Here is a 14,961-nt window from a genome sequence, read left to right as displayed (position 1 = left end):
CATGATTATTTCTAAAGACATACATAAGTTCATTAAAATAATATTTTTATTTTCAGTTTTCTGTAGCGTAACCCTATTTGCACAGACACAACCGGCCAAATTACAACGTATTGGTTTTGTGGATATAGAATATGTTTTAGATAAAATTCCTTCTTATGCAGAAGCTCAAGAAAAATTAAATGAAGAAACAGGTATTTGGAAAACCAACTTGGACAAGATGTATCTTAAGTTGGATAAAATGAGAAAGGAATATCTGAATGAAAAGCCTTTGTTAACGGAGGATTTAATAGAAGAACGCGAAACAGAAATTAAAGCTTTTGAACAAGAAATCACCAAAGCAGAAAATACCTATTTTGGTACGGAAGGTAAATTATTTGAATTGCGTAAAAAATTGGTAACTCCTTATCAAGATTTGGTTTACAATGCCGTTCAGACAATTGCTAAAGTTCGTAAATACGATATGATTTTTGAAAAATCTTCTTCAATTGTTATGTTATATACAAACAACAATTACGATATTAGCGAACTCGTTTTAAGGTATCTTCAAAAATCTGAAAGGGAAATAGAACAGGAAGAGGCTGCTATTAAAAGAAACGAAGCCAAAATAGCTAGAGAAAAGAGAATAGAAGAACAAAGAAAGAAAAGAGAGGCATTAAGATTAAAGAGAGAAGAAGAACGAAAAAAACGATTAAATAAATAAAACATGAAACAAATAAAAACTACATTATTAATTGCTATTATAGCTTTAGGATTTACACAATTTACTCAAGCACAAAAAATAGCACATATCAACTTAGATGAAGTTGTTGCCTCTATGCCAGAAGCCAAAGCAATGCAAACCAACATTGAAAAAATTGGAAAAAGCTACGAAGCAGAAATCCAAGCCAAAGCAGCTGCTTTAAAAGCAAAATTTAATAGATATACCGCTGAGGAAAAGTCTAAAACTCCCGAGGAGAATAAAGAAAGAGCGGTAGAAGTTCAACAAGACCAAAGTAAACTTGCTCAGTTGCAACAAGCAGCACAGCAAGAACTTCAAAAACAAGAACGCGAAATGCTAGAGCCTATTGTTAAGAAAGCTCAAGATGTGATTAAAGCTTATGCTAAAGAAAAAGGACTTCAGTATATTTTAGATGCAAGAACTCTAATTTATGCAGAGGGAGAAGACATTTCTAGTGTTATCAAAACAAGATTAGGAGTTAAGTAACAATCTTAATTGCTTCAAAACATCAAAACCAAACGCTATCTCTTACAGATAGCGTTTTTTCATCCCTATTAAGTTGACAAACATCATCTTTAAATTGTTAAATGAAATTATTTCTCTTTTGTATTCTAAGTACTTTTATCGAGATTTGCCCTTAGACAAAATAAAACATGAGTAGTAATCCAATTGGTATTTTTGATTCTGGTGTAGGTGGCACTTCTATATGGAAAGAAATTATTCACAGACTTCCTTACGAAGACACTATATATTTTGCCGATAGCAAAAATGCTCCTTACGGAAGCAAATCAAAACAAGAAATTGTTGATATCTGTATTAAAAACACTCAATTTTTAATTGATAAGGGGGCTAAAATTATTGTTATTGCTTGCAATACTGCTACCACCAATGCTATTGATGTTCTCCGTAACCAATTTGACATTCCCTTTATAGGGATAGAACCTGCTATAAAACCGGCTGCACTAGCCACACAAACCAAAGCTATTGGTATTTTAGCAACTAAAGGAACGTTGAGTAGCGATTTATTTCATAAGACTTCACAAAAATTTGCTTCAGATATTATTTTAGTAGAGCAAGAAGGTACAGGACTAGTTCCATTGATCGAAAACAATTTGATTGAGAGCCATGAAATGGAGGGCTTACTCCATCAATTTCTGAAACCTATGATGGAAAAAAATATAGACCATTTGGTTTTAGGATGTTCACATTACCCCTACTTAATTTCAAAAATTAAAAAAATAGTAGGAGACCATGTTTTTATTATTGATTCTGGATTTGCTGTAGCCAAGCAAACAGAAAAAGTTTTAATCAAAAACAACCTACTAAATCAAAATTACAAAAAAGCAAATCATCTACTTTTCAGCAATAGTAACATTGATACGCTTGTGCATTTGACTCAGGAAATACCTAGCACAACTGTTGCATCAATAAAACTTTAGTCTTTATACCAACTTGCATATTTTACGTAAGCATCCGCAATTCTATTAACTTCATTTTCTAGCAAATCTTCACTTATGTCCTTTATCTTTTTGGCAGGTGTTCCAGCATAAACACTCCCCGATTTAACTACGGTTCCTTTGGTAAGCACTGCACCAGCAGCTATAATACTGTTAGATTCTAAAACGCAATCATCCATCACAATTGCCCCCATCCCTATCAAAACATGATCCTCTATAGTACAGCCATGAACAATAGCATTATGAGCAATGGAAACTGAATTTCCTATACTGGTGGGAGATTTTTTATAAGTAGCATGAATCATCACTCCATCCTGAATATTTACTTTATTTCCTATTCTGATACTATGCACATCTCCCCTAATTACAGCGTTATACCAAACACTACAATCATTCCCCATTTTAACATCTCCAATCACAACACAGTTTTCAGCTAAAAAACAATTTTCACCGAATTCTGGCTCGATTCCATTCAATTCTTTGATTATCATACTTAAAAAATTTTAATCAAATGTAATATAATTGTAATTTCGTAGAAAAATTATATCGTGTCTATTCCCAATCACCAAAAAATTATCGCTATTGATTTTGATGGTACCATTGTAAAAGATGAGTATCCCAAAATTGGTCAACCTCAATTATTTGCTTTTGAAACTATGAAAAAAATGCAACAACATGGTTACAGACTAATCTTATGGACTTTAAGAGAAGGGAAAAAACTAGACGAAGCTGTTGCGTTTTGTAAAGAAAACGGGATAGAATTTTATGCTGTCAACAAAAATTACCCAGAAGAAATACTTTCTGATAAAATCATACGAAAACTACATGCTGATTTATTTATTGATGATAGAAACATTGGCGGATTTTTAGGATGGGGAAAAATTCATCAACTATTTTTTAGTGATGAAACTTTGCAATCGCCTAAAAAGAAAGGCTTTCTAGGATTCTTTAAATAAATACTATCTTTGCCATCCATAAAACAGGAAAATGATTGTCATTAAAACTCGTGAAGAAATTGAATTGATGCGCGAAAGTGCCTTAATTGTTTCTAAAACATTAGGAATGTTAGCCAAGGAAGTTAAACCAGGAGTAACTACTCTGCAGTTAGATAAAATGGCTGAAGAGTTTATTAGAGATCATGGTGCTGAGCCTGGTTTTTTGGGTTTATATGACTTTCCTAACACCTTGTGTATGAGTCCCAATGAGCAGGTGGTTCACGGAATTCCCAATAACGAACCGTTAAAAGAAGGCGATATTATTTCTATTGATTGTGGTGCCCTTAAAAACGGGTTTTACGGAGATCATGCTTATACCTTCGAAGTTGGCGAGGTAGATCCTGAAACTAAAAAACTGCTAGAAATTACCAAACAAAGTTTGTACATAGGTATTGCAGAATTTAAAGCAGGAAACAGAGTGGGTGACGTTGGCTATGCCATTCAAAAATTTACAGAAGATAACGGATACGGTGTTGTAAGAGAATTGGTAGGACATGGATTGGGAAAAGTGATGCATGAAGATCCTCAAATGCCCAACTATGGTAAACGTGGTAGAGGTAAAAAATTTGTGGAAGGAATGGTGGTTGCTTTAGAACCTATGACCAACATGGGTACAAAGGATGTTATTCAATTAGATGATGGATGGACAATTCTAACGAAGGACAACAAACCTTCTGCGCACTTTGAACACGACATTGCCATAGTTGATGGCAAGCCAGAAATTCTATCTACGTTTAAATATGTGAATGATGCATTGGGAATTGTTACTGATGTAGAAGATCAGTTTAGAGTTACTCCTTATGGTGCCTAAATGGGACTGTTTAAAACCATATTAAATGTAGTTCCAAGACCTTGGTTAATCAAGGCTAGTTTTATCGCCAAGCCTTTTTTAGATATTTATTACAAAGGAAACAGATTCACCGACCCTATTAGCGGCAAATCTTATAGAAAATTTTTACCCTATGGATATGAGCATCAAAGACCCAATGTGCTAGCTCCAGGAACTCTATCTTTAGAAAGACACCGACTACTTTGGTTGTATTTGGAGCAACATTCTAACTTTTTTACTCAACCTTTAAAAGTATTACATGTAGCTCCTGAGCAATGTTTCTTCAAACTTTTTAAAAATCAGAAAAACTTAGACTATACCACAACAGATTTATTTTCCCCATTGGCTGATGTGAAAGCTGATATATGCGATTTACCTTTTAAAGATAACTCCTACGATGTTATTTTTTGCAACCATGTTTTAGAACATATTATCGACGATTGTAAAGCTATGGAAGAACTTTATAGAGTTTTAAAACCCAACGGATGGGGTATTTTTCAAGTTCCTCAGGATATCAACAGAATAAAAACTTACGAAGATTTTTCAATCACTTCCCCAGAAGAAAGGCAAAAACATTTTGGTCAATACGATCACGTAAGAATCTACGGACTAGACTACTTTGAGAGGTTAAAAAACGTAGGTTTTACAGTTGAACAATTCAAAGTAACGGCACATTTTTCTGAAACTGAAATTCAAAAATTTGCTTTGATGAAAAACGAAATATTGCCTGTTTGTTATAAGCAATAAAACTACTCCTGAAAGACTAAATCCTTACTTGCATAAGTTCTAAGCTCGTCATTTTCTAGGTAAATAAAAAATACTTTTATCCCATCTAATTGATTAGATAAAATTTTGGCTTTCTCAAAACCCATAGCCATAAAAGCCGTAGCATAAGCATCAACCTCTCCACAACTTACCGGAGCTATTACGGAAGCACTTAGCATATCAGTTTCTGCAGGAAATCCTGTTTTAGGATTTAAAGTATGAGCTATTTTTTTGCCTGTAATACTGTCTATCTTATACTTTCTATAATTTCCCGATGTTGCAATAGACTCGTTGTTTAATTGGGTAATTCTTTGCAAACTACGAGTTCCATCAAAATTAGGTTCTTCAATACCCACGGACCATAATTTATTCTTATCATTAATTCCCTTGACTCTTATTTCTCCGCCTATTTCAACCAAATAGTTTTTTACTCCTTTACTTTCTAAAAATCTCCCAATAACATCAACCCCATATCCTTTGGCTATCGCATTAAAATCTAAGTAAATTTCTGCGTTTTCTTTGATAATAGTGTGGTCGCTTATCTTAACTTTATCAAAGCCTACAAAATTCATCAAACTATCTACCTCTGTATGGGTCGGATTACTTTTAATTTTTACAGGGCCAAATCCCCAAGCATTCACCATTTTGCCAATAGTAGGATCGAAATAGCCCTCTGTGTTTTTGTATATTTTTTTAGATAGTTGGAAAACGCTCTTAAATTCGTCCTCTACTTCTATTTCTGATAAACCTTTATTTAAAGTGCTTATTGTAGAATTCTGATGATAGGTAGATAATGAATTGTTAAAATCGTTAAATAGCAACGCAATATCTTGGGTAAAGTCGCGTTGATTGTTATCAATATACTTTACTAAAAAGGTGGTTCCAAATACATTTCCTTTAATTTTAGTATACTGATTTACAGAAGATTTACACCCTACAACAATGTAAAATAAGCAAATTGACCTCATCCAATATTTATTTGCTTTGAGCGCGTTAGTTACGTACATATTGAGTAGGTTTTTGTTAGAAAGTTTTTATATTTGTTTAAAACAAAAATACAATTTATAGACCATGAAAAAAGTATTAATATTAATCGTATCAGTTTCATTAGTTGCAACATCTTGTGTATCTAAGAAAAAGTACAACGATTTACAAGCTGAACAAGCTGCGCTGCAAGACCAATTATCGTCTGCACAAAAGGATTTATCTGCTTCTAAAGTTGATTTAGGAAAAGTTGAAAACGAAGTTACTTCATTAGAGGACAAAATTAAATTTTTAGAAAAAGGGAACGATAAGTATTTAGAGAACGTTGATAACTTAATCGCAGTCTCTAAATCTGCTACAGAGAACATGAGAGAGACGTTATCTCAGTTGCAAAAGAAAGACGACTATATTAAATACATCAAAGAAGCAAACTCTAAAAAAGATAGCATTAATTTAGCAGTTGCTTTTAATTTGAAGAAGATTTTACCTAACGGTTTAAACGACGACGATATTGCTGTTAACATTGAAGGAACTAAAGTATTTATTTCTATCAACAACAAAATCTTATTTAACTCTGGATCTTACAAAATCTCTAAAAGAGCGGCTTCTATCCTAAAGAAAGTAGGAACTGTTGTTAACGAATATCCTAATATGGATGTAATGGTTGAAGGTCACACAGATAACCAAACAGTTGTAGAAGGTGCTTCAGTTAAAGATAACTGGGATTTATCTGTACAACGTGCTGCTGCTGTAGTTCGTGAATTACAAACTAAGTACGATGTATTACCTGCTAGATTAATTGCTGCGGGTAGAGCTGAATATGCTCCTGTTATGGAAAATAATTCTGCTGCTAACAGATCTAAAAACAGAAGAACAAAAATTATCATCATGCCTAAGCTAGATGAGTTCTTTGAATTGTTAGACTCAGAAAAATAAGAGATAAAATCATCTTATTAACCATATAAAAGAGTTCTATAATTAAGTTTATAGAACTCTTTTTGATTTGAATTATAGTAGTTTATCAATACATTACATTATTCTATAAGTTTTAGCTTCACGAGAGTATTATTCTCTCCAACATGAAGAATAGAACAATAAACGACGATTGCCAATAACGTAGTATATTGGTTTGTACAGCAAATGGGTCGTAGTCAATCAAAGTAAAAGCGAAACATATATAATACAAGAGTTAGAATTAATAGGGATGAAAAAAAGTCAGCAAAATCGTTTGTACTATGCCAAAACTAATGAGAGAGTTTGCTAAAGTTGGTGTGTCTAACAAGGAATTAGATGAGTATGGTGGCGGATTGTAAAAAAGTTACGGAACTGAATCAGCACCTTATAAGACTTATAGTTTTTCTATTCATACGTGTATAAGCCTAAACTAAGAAATCGCTCAGGTAATTTCCTAAATGCAAAATACTTAAAGAAGTAGACCTTATAAATATTGATGATTCGGTAGAGTTAAATGAATTTTGAAACTAGAAATAACTAGATATACATAAATAATTAAGAAAATTATTGAGTTATTTTTTAGGAATATTAATTTGAAAAGTTGTACCTGTATGCTTTTGAGATTGCTTAATAAAAACTTTTCCTTTGTGATATTGATGAATAATACGTCTGGTCAAAGAAAGTCCTAAACCCCAACCTCTTTCTTTAGTAGTATAACCAGGCTCAAATACTTTTTTTTGCAAGTTTTTTGGAATTCCTTTTCCTGTATCAGTAATTAAAATTTGAATTTCGGTGTTTTTATCAATCAGCTGAATATCTATATTACCCTTACCTTTCATCGCATCAATAGCATTTTTGATGAGGTTTTCTAGTACCCATCCAAACAAATCTTTGTTGAGCTTTATGCTGATATCCTCTTTAGGAGCAGTGTAATTAAAGACTACGTTTTTAGAGCTTCTTGTCTTAAAATAATCAATAGTGTTGACAATAATTTCCGAAGGATTATTTTGTGCTAACGTAGGTTCAGAACCAATTTTTGAAAAACGATTGGCAATCACGTTCAAATGGTCTATATCTTTTTCTATTTCATCCACATAGGTTTGGTTTATATTTTCGGTTCTTAAAATAGCAACCCACCCTAAAAGTGATGAAAGCGGAGTCCCTATTTGATGTGCAGTTTCTTTGGCCATACCACTCCACAGTTTGTTTTTATCTGATACTGCCGAAGCGTTAAAAACAAGATAGATAATCCATAAAAAAACAATAAAAATTAAAACAAGAGCTAGAGGATAAAATTTTAGCTTGTTCAAAATTTTTGAAGTAGCGTAATATATATACTGGTTCTTGTTGTTAGATAAATTTATTTTGATGGGAGGATGTAGCAATTTCATTGCTTCCAATTCTTTATTTAATACGTCGAGTTTATTTTTTTCTTTGTATTCAATATTTTGGTCTAGAAGAATTTGATCATTTTCATCAGTCACAATCATCGGAATAGAGTTGTTATTCTCTATAATTTTAACCAACAAGCTAATATCATCTTCGACCTTGGCTTTGTTAAACTGAAAATAGGCATCTGCCAGTATCTCCATTTTAATTTCCTCTTGTTTTTTAAATCCTTCAAAAAAGTGATAAGTGTTAAAAAGAATAATTCCAACAATAGCTGTGGCAATGACCAGCAGCATTTTTTTGGATTGAATAATTTTCAAGATAAAAGGCATAGATTATAAATTTATAGGAGTTTTGGCACCTCTGTCATACATCACAATACTACCTGCAACAGCAACATTTAAGCTTAGCGTGGAATTGAATTTGACTAAAAAATGTGATTTCTCGATAGCTTCTTTAGACAAACCATGGTCTTCTGCACCCAACAAGTAAACACACCTTTTGGGATGTTGAAAAGTTTCCAAGGGTACAGCCATAGCATCTAATTCTACCCCCACCAACACAGCACTTTTAGGCAAGTGCTTGTAAAACTCTTCAAAAGTATCGTAATGATAATAAGGCATAGCTCCAACAGCCTTATGCGTATCGCAAGCTTGTTTAGCGTACCGATTCCCAATGGTGTAAATAAAACTAGCTCCCATATTTTGCGCAGATCTCCATAAAACTCCTAAGTTTTCAGGAGTTTTACCGTTGTATATACCAATACCAAAGTAGCCTTGTTCTAGGTTGTTAATCATCTTGTTTTTTGTAGATAGAAGGTAACGAAATTTTAAAATGAACAACCATTAAACGCATTGTGATGATAAATATTACAGAGATGATTTGAGAATAGGCATTTGGAATTCTAAAATTCAGCATCACCAAGTATAAAACACCTCCCAAAACACTAGCGGTAGCATAAATTTCTTTTTTAAAAATTACAGGTATTTTATTGACCACAACATCTCTTAAAACTCCACCAAAAACTCCTGTAACAGTTCCCAGTAAGACACAAATGGGTGCTCCCAAACTGTGTTGCAAACCAATTTGAACTCCCGTAATGGTAAATAATCCCAATCCTAAAGCATCATATAAAAACATAGGTTTGGAAAAAAATTGAAGTTTGGTTTTAAAAACCATGGCAATAGCTGCACCCAGTAGTATGGCATAAATAATAGCCGTGTTATACAACCAAAAAACTTCTTTCGCCAATAAAATATCTCTTAATGTTCCGCCTCCAACGGCCGTAATAAAAGCAACAATTAGTACCCCAAAAGGGTCTAGTTTTTTTCCAATAGCAATTAAAGCTCCAGAAATGGCAAACACAAACGAACCAGAAATATTAATGTACTCAATCATGCTACTCATAAGTGTAAAATTATTTTCCTGTGAGCATACGTTTGATCTCGTTCAGTTTCATGAGCGCTTCAACAGGAGTTAGCGTGTCAATATCGGTGGCTAAAATTTCGTCCTTAATATTCTCTAACAACGGATCATCTAACTGGAAAAAACTTAGTTGAAAATCATCTTCTTGAGTAGCATTTTCTAGCTTGGCTTTGTTGTTTTCTAAACCGTGGCTATTTTCTAATTGTTTTAACATTTTACCTGCTCTGTGTATCACGGTTTGAGGCATCCCTGCGAGTTTAGCCACATGTATTCCAAAACTGTGTTCACTACCTCCAGCGGTTAGCTTACGCAGAAAAATAACTTTGTCTTTTAGTTCTTTTACCGATACATTAAAGTTTTTAATTCTACCAAAAGTGTTAGACATATCATTTAGTTCATGATAGTGCGTTGCGAACAATGTTTTGGCTTGGCTTTTATGCTCGTGTAAATATTCTGCTATGGCCCAGGCAATGGAAATACCATCATAAGTACTGGTACCACGTCCAATTTCATCCAACAAAATTAAACTGCGTTCTGATACATTATTCAAAATGCTAGCAGTTTCATTCATTTCTACCATAAATGTAGATTCTCCCATAGAAATATTATCACTCGCCCCAACACGCGTAAAAATTTTATCAACTGCACCAATTCTCGCGTGTTCGGCAGGAACGTAAGCCCCTATTTGCGCTAACAAAACAATTAGAGCGGTTTGCCTTAAAATAGCAGATTTACCAGACATATTGGGTCCAGTAATCATAATAATTTGTTGTTGATTTCCATTTAGAACAATATCGTTGGCAATATATTCTTCCCCAAAAGCCAATTGTTTTTCTATCACAGGATGACGACCGTTTTTAATTTCTATCTCTGTGGTGTCGTCAATAACAGGTCTGACATAACTATTATTGATGGCTAAAGTGGCAAAACCACACAAACAGTCTAATTGCGCTATTAAATTAGCATTCAACTGTATAGGTTGGATATAATCAATTAAAAACTGAATCAATTCAGAAAATAATTGCTGCTCTAACAAAGCAATTTTTTCTTCAGCTCCTAAAATTTTAGTTTCGTATTCCTTTAATTCTTCGGTAATGTAACGTTCTGCATTTACCAAAGTTTGCTTTCTAATCCACTCTTCGGGAACTTTATCTTTATGAGTGTTTCTTACCTCTATATAATATCCAAAAACGTTGTTAAAAGCTATTTTTAAAGAGGGAATTCCAGTGCTCTCAGATTCTCTCTTCAGCAAATTGTCTAAATATTCTTTTCCGGAGTTAGAAATATTTCTCAATTCATCTAATTCTTGAGACACACCGTTTGCAATCGCATTTCCTTTATTGATGCTTACGGGAGCATCATTTACTAATGTATGAGCAATTTTTTCCCTTAACAAAGAACAGTCTTGCAACTGTTCTCCCATCGTTTTTAAAGTAATGTTGTCACTCTCTTCAGCTGCTTTTTTGATGGGAATAATGGCATCTAAAGATTGTTTTAGATAAACAACTTCTCTAGGATTTATTTTACCTGTGGCTACTTTAGAAATCAAACGTTCAATATCACTAATTTGTTTGATTTGATATTCAGTAGTGTTGTAAAAATCATCATGATTCATAAAATAGTTTACTACCTCATGTCTTTTTACAATTTGATTGGTTTCTTTTAATGGCAGTGCCAACCAACGTTTGAGCAAACGAGCTCCCATTGGTGAGTTGGTTTGGTCTATCACGCTTAAAAGAGTTACTGCATTTTCGTTGGTGGAATGGTATAGCTCCAAATTTCTAATGGTAAATCTATCCATCCAAACATAATCGTTCTCGTGCACGCGTTGTACGCTAGTAATGTGGTTGAGTTGATTGTGTTGCGTTTCCGATAAATAGTATAAAATAGCTCCAGAAGAAATAATCCCTTCTGGCAAATTTTCTACTCCATATCCTTTTAAAGAATTTACTTTAAAATGATTGAGCAAACTCTCTGTGGCATATTCAATCTGAAAAACCCAATCGTCTAAATAAAAAGTATGAAACCTATCCCCAAAAGTTTCGTTAAACAAAACTTTGTTTTTCTTTTCTACCAAAACTTCACTCGGAGCAAAATTTTGTAACAGTTTGTCAATATAACTAGCATCTCCCTGAGCCGTTAAAAATTCTCCCGTAGAAATATCCAAAAAAGAAGCCCCCATTGTTTTTTTTCCGAACTGAATTGCTGCTAAAAAATTGTTGTTTTTAGATTGTAAAACTTCATCGTTTAGTGCGACACCTGGGGTAACCAATTCCGTTACACCACGTTTTACAATTTTTTTGGTCATTTTAGGATCTTCTAACTGATCACAAATAGCTACGCGCAACCCCGATTTTACCAATTTTGGTAAATAGGTGTTTAAAGAATGGTGCGGAAATCCTGCCAAAGCAGTTTCAGAATCGCTACCAGCACCACGTTTGGTCAAAGTAATGTTTAATACTTGCGCAGCTTTAATGGCATCTGTACCAAAAGTTTCGTAAAAATCACCCACTCTAAATAACAACATAGCATCTGGGTATTTAGCTTTAATACCGTTGTACTGCTTCATTAAAGGGGTTTCTTTTTTTGCTTTTGTTTTAGCCACAGTCATCTGTTTTTGGGATTCTTAGCGAAATTAATTTTTTTAAGACAACAAGTGAAATATCACTCAAAAAGTTATCAAGGTTCTGTTTACAATTTGTGTTTTTTATGATAGAAATTAGTTTAATTTTAAATTCTCAAAATTCCCATCAATGCGTAAGTTAAAAAACAGCGAATTAAATAGATTAGAGGTAGATGAATTTAAAGCCACTAAAAAAACTCCTTTGATAGTTGTTTTAGATAATATTAGGAGTTTGAACAATATTGGTTCGGTATTTAGAACAAGCGATGCTTTTGCTATAGAAAAAATATATCTCTGTGGAATTACGGCAACTCCGCCTAGCAAAGAAATACACAAGACAGCGTTAGGTGCTACAGAGTCTGTAGAATGGGAGTATGTGGATGATACTCTAGCTTTAATTGAACAATTAAAATTGGACGGAATTGTAACAGCTGCTATTGAGCAAGCTGAGGACAGCGTGAAGCTGCAAGACTTTGAGGTGACGAGCGCAAAAAAATATGCTATTGTAATGGGTAACGAAGTTAAGGGAGTACAACAAGAGGTGGTAAATGCTTGTGATACTTGCATTGAAATTCCGCAATTTGGAACTAAACATTCTTTAAACATCTCCGTGACAACGGGAGTTGTGTTATGGGATTTGTTAAAGAAATTTAGATTTTAATTCAAATCTTTTTACTCCGTTTCTATAACTAACGGAATCGTGAACATGGATGTTACTGGAATTCCTCTTTTTTGAGCTGGAGAAATACTTCCTAAATTGTTTACAATATCTTCGATATCATCCTTTAGATAAGGAAGTGCTGCAGTTAGTTCAGAATTAATTTTAATACGCTCACATTTAAATTTTCCGTTTTTAGAAATACTAAAATTGATGAGTAATGTATCCGTTACATAATTTTCTGTAGTTAATTTTAACGTACCTATTTGTTCACCTAATTTTTTGTGTAATGTTGTTCTAAAGCAAGCATTGCTTTCTTCGTAACTCAATTTAGATTTACAATCGTTAAACGTTGGAAATAAGTCTATTTGTGTAAAGTCTATTGGGGGTGTTTGTTCTACTTTATTTTTACATAAAACTGAAGTGACCGAGCATAGTTTCTCGCATGAGAAAAGGCTTAATGTAAGTAGGTAAACAAGTAGTTTATTCATTGGAATTCAATACCTCAGTGGCCTCAAAAATACGTTTTTTTAATAAGATTGCTGTATATTCGTTTTCAAAGAAAATAGCAATGGATTATATTTTATTATTTTTTGGTTTTTTATTTATAGTTGGAGGAGTTTTAGGCTCTTTTTTACCTGTAATTCCAGGTCCGCCAACTGGTTGGTTGGGTTTAATGCTATTGCAGGTAACTGATAAAGTAACCACGGATTGGAACTTTTTGGGAATTACACTGGCCATTTCCATAGCAGTGGTTGTGTTGGATTATATTATTCCGGCCATAGCCACCAAAAAATTTGGAGGTAGTAAATACGGGGTTTGGGGTTCTACGATTGGTTTGATAGTGGGATTGGTTTTTACTCCTATCGGGATGATTTTAAGTTTATTTTTAGGTGCACTTATTGGAGAATTGGTAAACAATAGCAAAGATTTTAAAACTGCTTTTAGAGCCTCCTTAGGTTCTGTGCTAGGATTCTTTTTTTCTACAGGAATTAAGTTTGTTGTTAGCTTGGTCTTTCTATATTACTTTATCCGTGATTTTTGGGAATATAAATCTGCTTTTTTTAACTGGGTATAGCACAAATAAAAAAAGCAACCCGTTAAGGGAAGCTTTCCATTGGTAATGAAACCTAAAACTACGCAAGGTAGTTCTACAACAACAACACAAATGTAGGTAAAAAATGTATAAACAGCAATTTGATTTTTCTTTCTAATGTGTATCTGAGAATATTCTATTTTTAGATAGTTGGGAAGACATCTTTTAAAATTAAATAACATGAAAGAATTCCATTTTTTAGGAGCCTCTAAAAGTTCGGTAGCTATTATATTTGATATCATAACTGAAATCCATGGCCCTAGTATTTTTAAATTTTATCCAAATTTGGATAAAGAAATTTTGCCTGCTTTACCTATTAAAAATTTCAAATATAAAATAGAGAATTTGGGGACTACACCTGACGATTCTGAACAGGTTTTTTTAGCAACTCCAGGACCATTTAATAAAGCTTCGGTCTTTCATTATTTTAAAGATTTTCATGGTATTTTGGAACATAGATATTTTAATATTATTCATCCAAGTGCATACGTAGCAGATTCTTCTGCCCTAAACAATGGAGTCTTAATAGAGCCGCATGTTATTATAAGTTCTCAAGTACGCATAGGTTTTGGAGTTCTTGTTAAAAGAGGTAGTAGTGTTGGTCATCACAGTACAATTGGTCTTTTTACTGATATAAATCCAGGTGTTGTTATTTCTGGAAATGTAAGAATTGGTGTAGGTTGTGAAATTGGTACTGGAGCAATGATTAGAGACAGTGTAACTATTGGAGATAATGTTGTAATTGGTATGGGAAGTGTTGTAACCAAAGACATACCTTCCAATTGTATTGCTTACGGGAATCCGTGCAAAGTAGTGAAAGAGTTACCTGAACTAAAAATTTATTCAGGTATACGTTAAGACTAATGGTAATTGAATGAATTTCGTTAACGAAACTACGTTGCTTTAAAGTATTCCAAGTTTCCAAGAGTTAAAGTTTGTGTTAGTAATTGAGTGGCCTGTTTGAGCTCGTTTGCTGGGTATTGGAGCGGAGCGGAAATAAGCCAACAAACAGCGAGTAACGAAAGTACGACCCTTGGGGAACACCCAAAAGATAACCGTGTAACGTAA

17 protein-coding genes are annotated in these 14,961 nt (G+C 33.4%); 10 read left to right on the top strand and 7 right to left on the bottom strand.

From position 1 onward, the window contains the following. Position 1 precedes the first annotated feature (1 nt). The 3 genes from ACXGQW_RS06950 (at position 2) to murI (ending at position 2,157) form a co-directional block, all read left to right on the top strand. The gene (locus ACXGQW_RS06950; protein WP_457821381.1) at positions 2–700 is read left to right on the top strand and encodes an OmpH family outer membrane protein; all 699 of its coding nucleotides are present in this window, start codon (positions 2–4) and stop codon (positions 698–700) included. Positions 701–703: 3 nt separating this feature from the next. Next, entirely contained in the window at positions 704–1,204 is a 501-nt protein-coding gene (locus tag ACXGQW_RS06945; protein ID WP_457821379.1) for an OmpH family outer membrane protein, read from the top strand. 167 nt (positions 1,205–1,371) lie between these two features. Beyond that, a complete protein-coding gene (gene murI, locus ACXGQW_RS06940) occupies positions 1,372–2,157 on the top strand; it encodes a glutamate racemase (RefSeq protein ID WP_457821378.1) in 786 nt (261 codons plus the stop codon). On the opposite strand, the gene ACXGQW_RS06935 is transcribed toward murI, so the two are convergent. Next, positions 2,154–2,666 (bottom strand): gamma carbonic anhydrase family protein, encoded by a 513-nt coding sequence (locus ACXGQW_RS06935; protein WP_457821376.1) that lies wholly within the window; start codon positions 2,664–2,666, stop codon positions 2,154–2,156. The two genes, murI and ACXGQW_RS06935, sit on opposite strands and share 4 nt — an antisense overlap. A 57-nt stretch (positions 2,667–2,723) precedes the next feature. Between ACXGQW_RS06935 and ACXGQW_RS06930 the strand changes: the two genes are divergently transcribed. From ACXGQW_RS06930 to ACXGQW_RS06920, 3 genes are read left to right on the top strand one after another with little or no spacing between them, the layout of a single operon-like run. After that, positions 2,724–3,131: a BT0820 family HAD-type phosphatase gene (locus ACXGQW_RS06930; RefSeq protein ID WP_457821374.1), complete on the top strand. Its 408-nt coding sequence runs from the start codon at positions 2,724–2,726 to the stop codon at positions 3,129–3,131. A 31-nt stretch (positions 3,132–3,162) separates the two neighbouring features. Next, entirely contained in the window at positions 3,163–3,981 is an 819-nt protein-coding gene (gene map, locus ACXGQW_RS06925) for a type I methionyl aminopeptidase (RefSeq protein WP_457821372.1), read from the top strand. Further along, entirely contained in the window at positions 3,982–4,746 is a 765-nt protein-coding gene (locus ACXGQW_RS06920; RefSeq protein WP_457821370.1) for a class I SAM-dependent methyltransferase, read from the top strand. Positions 4,747–4,748: 2 nt separating this feature from the next. Here the strand turns inward: ACXGQW_RS06920 and ACXGQW_RS06915 are convergent, their stop codons facing one another. Continuing rightward, positions 4,749–5,771, bottom strand: a complete 1,023-nt coding sequence (locus ACXGQW_RS06915) for an FAD:protein FMN transferase (RefSeq protein ID WP_457821368.1) — start codon at positions 5,769–5,771, stop codon at positions 4,749–4,751. Positions 5,772–5,835: 64 nt separating this feature from the next. On the opposite strand from ACXGQW_RS06915, the gene ACXGQW_RS06910 reads away from it, so the two are divergent. Continuing rightward, on the top strand, positions 5,836–6,684 hold the full coding sequence (locus ACXGQW_RS06910) for an OmpA family protein (RefSeq protein ID WP_457821366.1): 849 nt from the start codon (positions 5,836–5,838) through the stop codon (positions 6,682–6,684). 590 nt (positions 6,685–7,274) lie between these two features. On the opposite strand, the gene ACXGQW_RS06905 is transcribed toward ACXGQW_RS06910, so the two are convergent. The 4 genes from ACXGQW_RS06905 to mutS are packed head-to-tail and all read right to left on the bottom strand — an operon-like array spanning position 7,275 to position 12,127. Next, a complete protein-coding gene (locus tag ACXGQW_RS06905; protein ID WP_457821364.1) occupies positions 7,275–8,423 on the bottom strand; it encodes a sensor histidine kinase in 1,149 nt (382 codons plus the stop codon). 3 nt (positions 8,424–8,426) lie between these two features. After that, entirely contained in the window at positions 8,427–8,888 is a 462-nt protein-coding gene (locus tag ACXGQW_RS06900) for an RNA methyltransferase (protein ID WP_457821362.1), read from the bottom strand. Next, the gene (locus ACXGQW_RS06895; RefSeq protein WP_457821360.1) at positions 8,881–9,498 is read right to left on the bottom strand and encodes a trimeric intracellular cation channel family protein; all 618 of its coding nucleotides are present in this window, start codon (positions 9,496–9,498) and stop codon (positions 8,881–8,883) included. Before ACXGQW_RS06895 ends, ACXGQW_RS06900 begins: the two co-directional genes overlap by 8 nt. Positions 9,499–9,508: 10 nt before the next feature. Beyond that, positions 9,509–12,127, bottom strand: coding sequence for a DNA mismatch repair protein MutS (gene mutS, locus ACXGQW_RS06890; protein WP_457821358.1), 2,619 nt, complete (start codon positions 12,125–12,127; stop codon positions 9,509–9,511). A gap of 142 nt (positions 12,128–12,269) precedes the next feature. Between mutS and ACXGQW_RS06885 the strand changes: the two genes are divergently transcribed. Continuing rightward, the gene (locus ACXGQW_RS06885) at positions 12,270–12,800 is read left to right on the top strand and encodes an RNA methyltransferase (protein ID WP_457821356.1); all 531 of its coding nucleotides are present in this window, start codon (positions 12,270–12,272) and stop codon (positions 12,798–12,800) included. Positions 12,801–12,811: 11 nt separating this feature from the next. Here the strand turns inward: ACXGQW_RS06885 and ACXGQW_RS06880 are convergent, their stop codons facing one another. Further along, positions 12,812–13,288, bottom strand: a complete 477-nt coding sequence (locus tag ACXGQW_RS06880) for a hypothetical protein (RefSeq protein WP_457821354.1) — start codon at positions 13,286–13,288, stop codon at positions 12,812–12,814. A gap of 80 nt (positions 13,289–13,368) precedes the next feature. On the opposite strand from ACXGQW_RS06880, the gene ACXGQW_RS06875 reads away from it, so the two are divergent. Both ACXGQW_RS06875 and ACXGQW_RS06870 read left to right on the top strand, forming a co-directional pair. Further along, positions 13,369–13,875 (top strand): DUF456 domain-containing protein, encoded by a 507-nt coding sequence (locus tag ACXGQW_RS06875; RefSeq protein WP_457821352.1) that lies wholly within the window; start codon positions 13,369–13,371, stop codon positions 13,873–13,875. Positions 13,876–14,073: 198 nt separating this feature from the next. Beyond that, positions 14,074–14,751, top strand: a complete 678-nt coding sequence (locus ACXGQW_RS06870) for a hypothetical protein (RefSeq protein WP_457821350.1) — start codon at positions 14,074–14,076, stop codon at positions 14,749–14,751. The last annotated feature ends 210 nt before the right edge of the window (positions 14,752–14,961 follow it).

The sequence above is a fragment of the Wenyingzhuangia sp. IMCC45533 genome, from assembly GCF_054111225.1.
Note: the sequence above shows the minus strand (reverse complement) of the source record. Positions and strands in the feature narration are given on the sequence as shown.

Excerpts from the sequence above, each read along its gene's own strand:
- ACXGQW_RS06950 (WP_457821381.1), top strand. The coding sequence starts at position 2 with ATGATTATTTCTAAAGACATACATAAGTTCATTAAAATAATATTTTTA.
- ACXGQW_RS06945 (WP_457821379.1), top strand. The coding sequence starts at position 704 with ATGAAACAAATAAAAACTACATTATTAATTGCTATTATAGCTTTAGGA.
- murI (WP_457821378.1), top strand. The coding sequence starts at position 1,372 with ATGAGTAGTAATCCAATTGGTATTTTTGATTCTGGTGTAGGTGGCACT.
- ACXGQW_RS06935 (WP_457821376.1), bottom strand. The coding sequence starts at position 2,666 with ATGATAATCAAAGAATTGAATGGAATCGAGCCAGAATTCGGTGAAAAT.
- map (WP_457821372.1), top strand. The coding sequence starts at position 3,163 with ATGATTGTCATTAAAACTCGTGAAGAAATTGAATTGATGCGCGAAAGT.
- ACXGQW_RS06920 (WP_457821370.1), top strand. The coding sequence starts at position 3,982 with ATGGGACTGTTTAAAACCATATTAAATGTAGTTCCAAGACCTTGGTTA.
- ACXGQW_RS06915 (WP_457821368.1), bottom strand. The coding sequence starts at position 5,771 with ATGTACGTAACTAACGCGCTCAAAGCAAATAAATATTGGATGAGGTCA.
- ACXGQW_RS06910 (WP_457821366.1), top strand. The coding sequence starts at position 5,836 with ATGAAAAAAGTATTAATATTAATCGTATCAGTTTCATTAGTTGCAACA.
- ACXGQW_RS06905 (WP_457821364.1), bottom strand. The coding sequence starts at position 8,423 with ATGCCTTTTATCTTGAAAATTATTCAATCCAAAAAAATGCTGCTGGTC.
- ACXGQW_RS06900 (WP_457821362.1), bottom strand. The coding sequence starts at position 8,888 with ATGATTAACAACCTAGAACAAGGCTACTTTGGTATTGGTATATACAAC.
- ACXGQW_RS06895 (WP_457821360.1), bottom strand. The coding sequence starts at position 9,498 with ATGAGTAGCATGATTGAGTACATTAATATTTCTGGTTCGTTTGTGTTT.
- mutS (WP_457821358.1), bottom strand. The coding sequence starts at position 12,127 with ATGACTGTGGCTAAAACAAAAGCAAAAAAAGAAACCCCTTTAATGAAG.
- ACXGQW_RS06885 (WP_457821356.1), top strand. The coding sequence starts at position 12,270 with ATGCGTAAGTTAAAAAACAGCGAATTAAATAGATTAGAGGTAGATGAA.
- ACXGQW_RS06880 (WP_457821354.1), bottom strand. The coding sequence starts at position 13,288 with ATGAATAAACTACTTGTTTACCTACTTACATTAAGCCTTTTCTCATGC.
- ACXGQW_RS06875 (WP_457821352.1), top strand. The coding sequence starts at position 13,369 with ATGGATTATATTTTATTATTTTTTGGTTTTTTATTTATAGTTGGAGGA.
- ACXGQW_RS06870 (WP_457821350.1), top strand. The coding sequence starts at position 14,074 with ATGAAAGAATTCCATTTTTTAGGAGCCTCTAAAAGTTCGGTAGCTATT.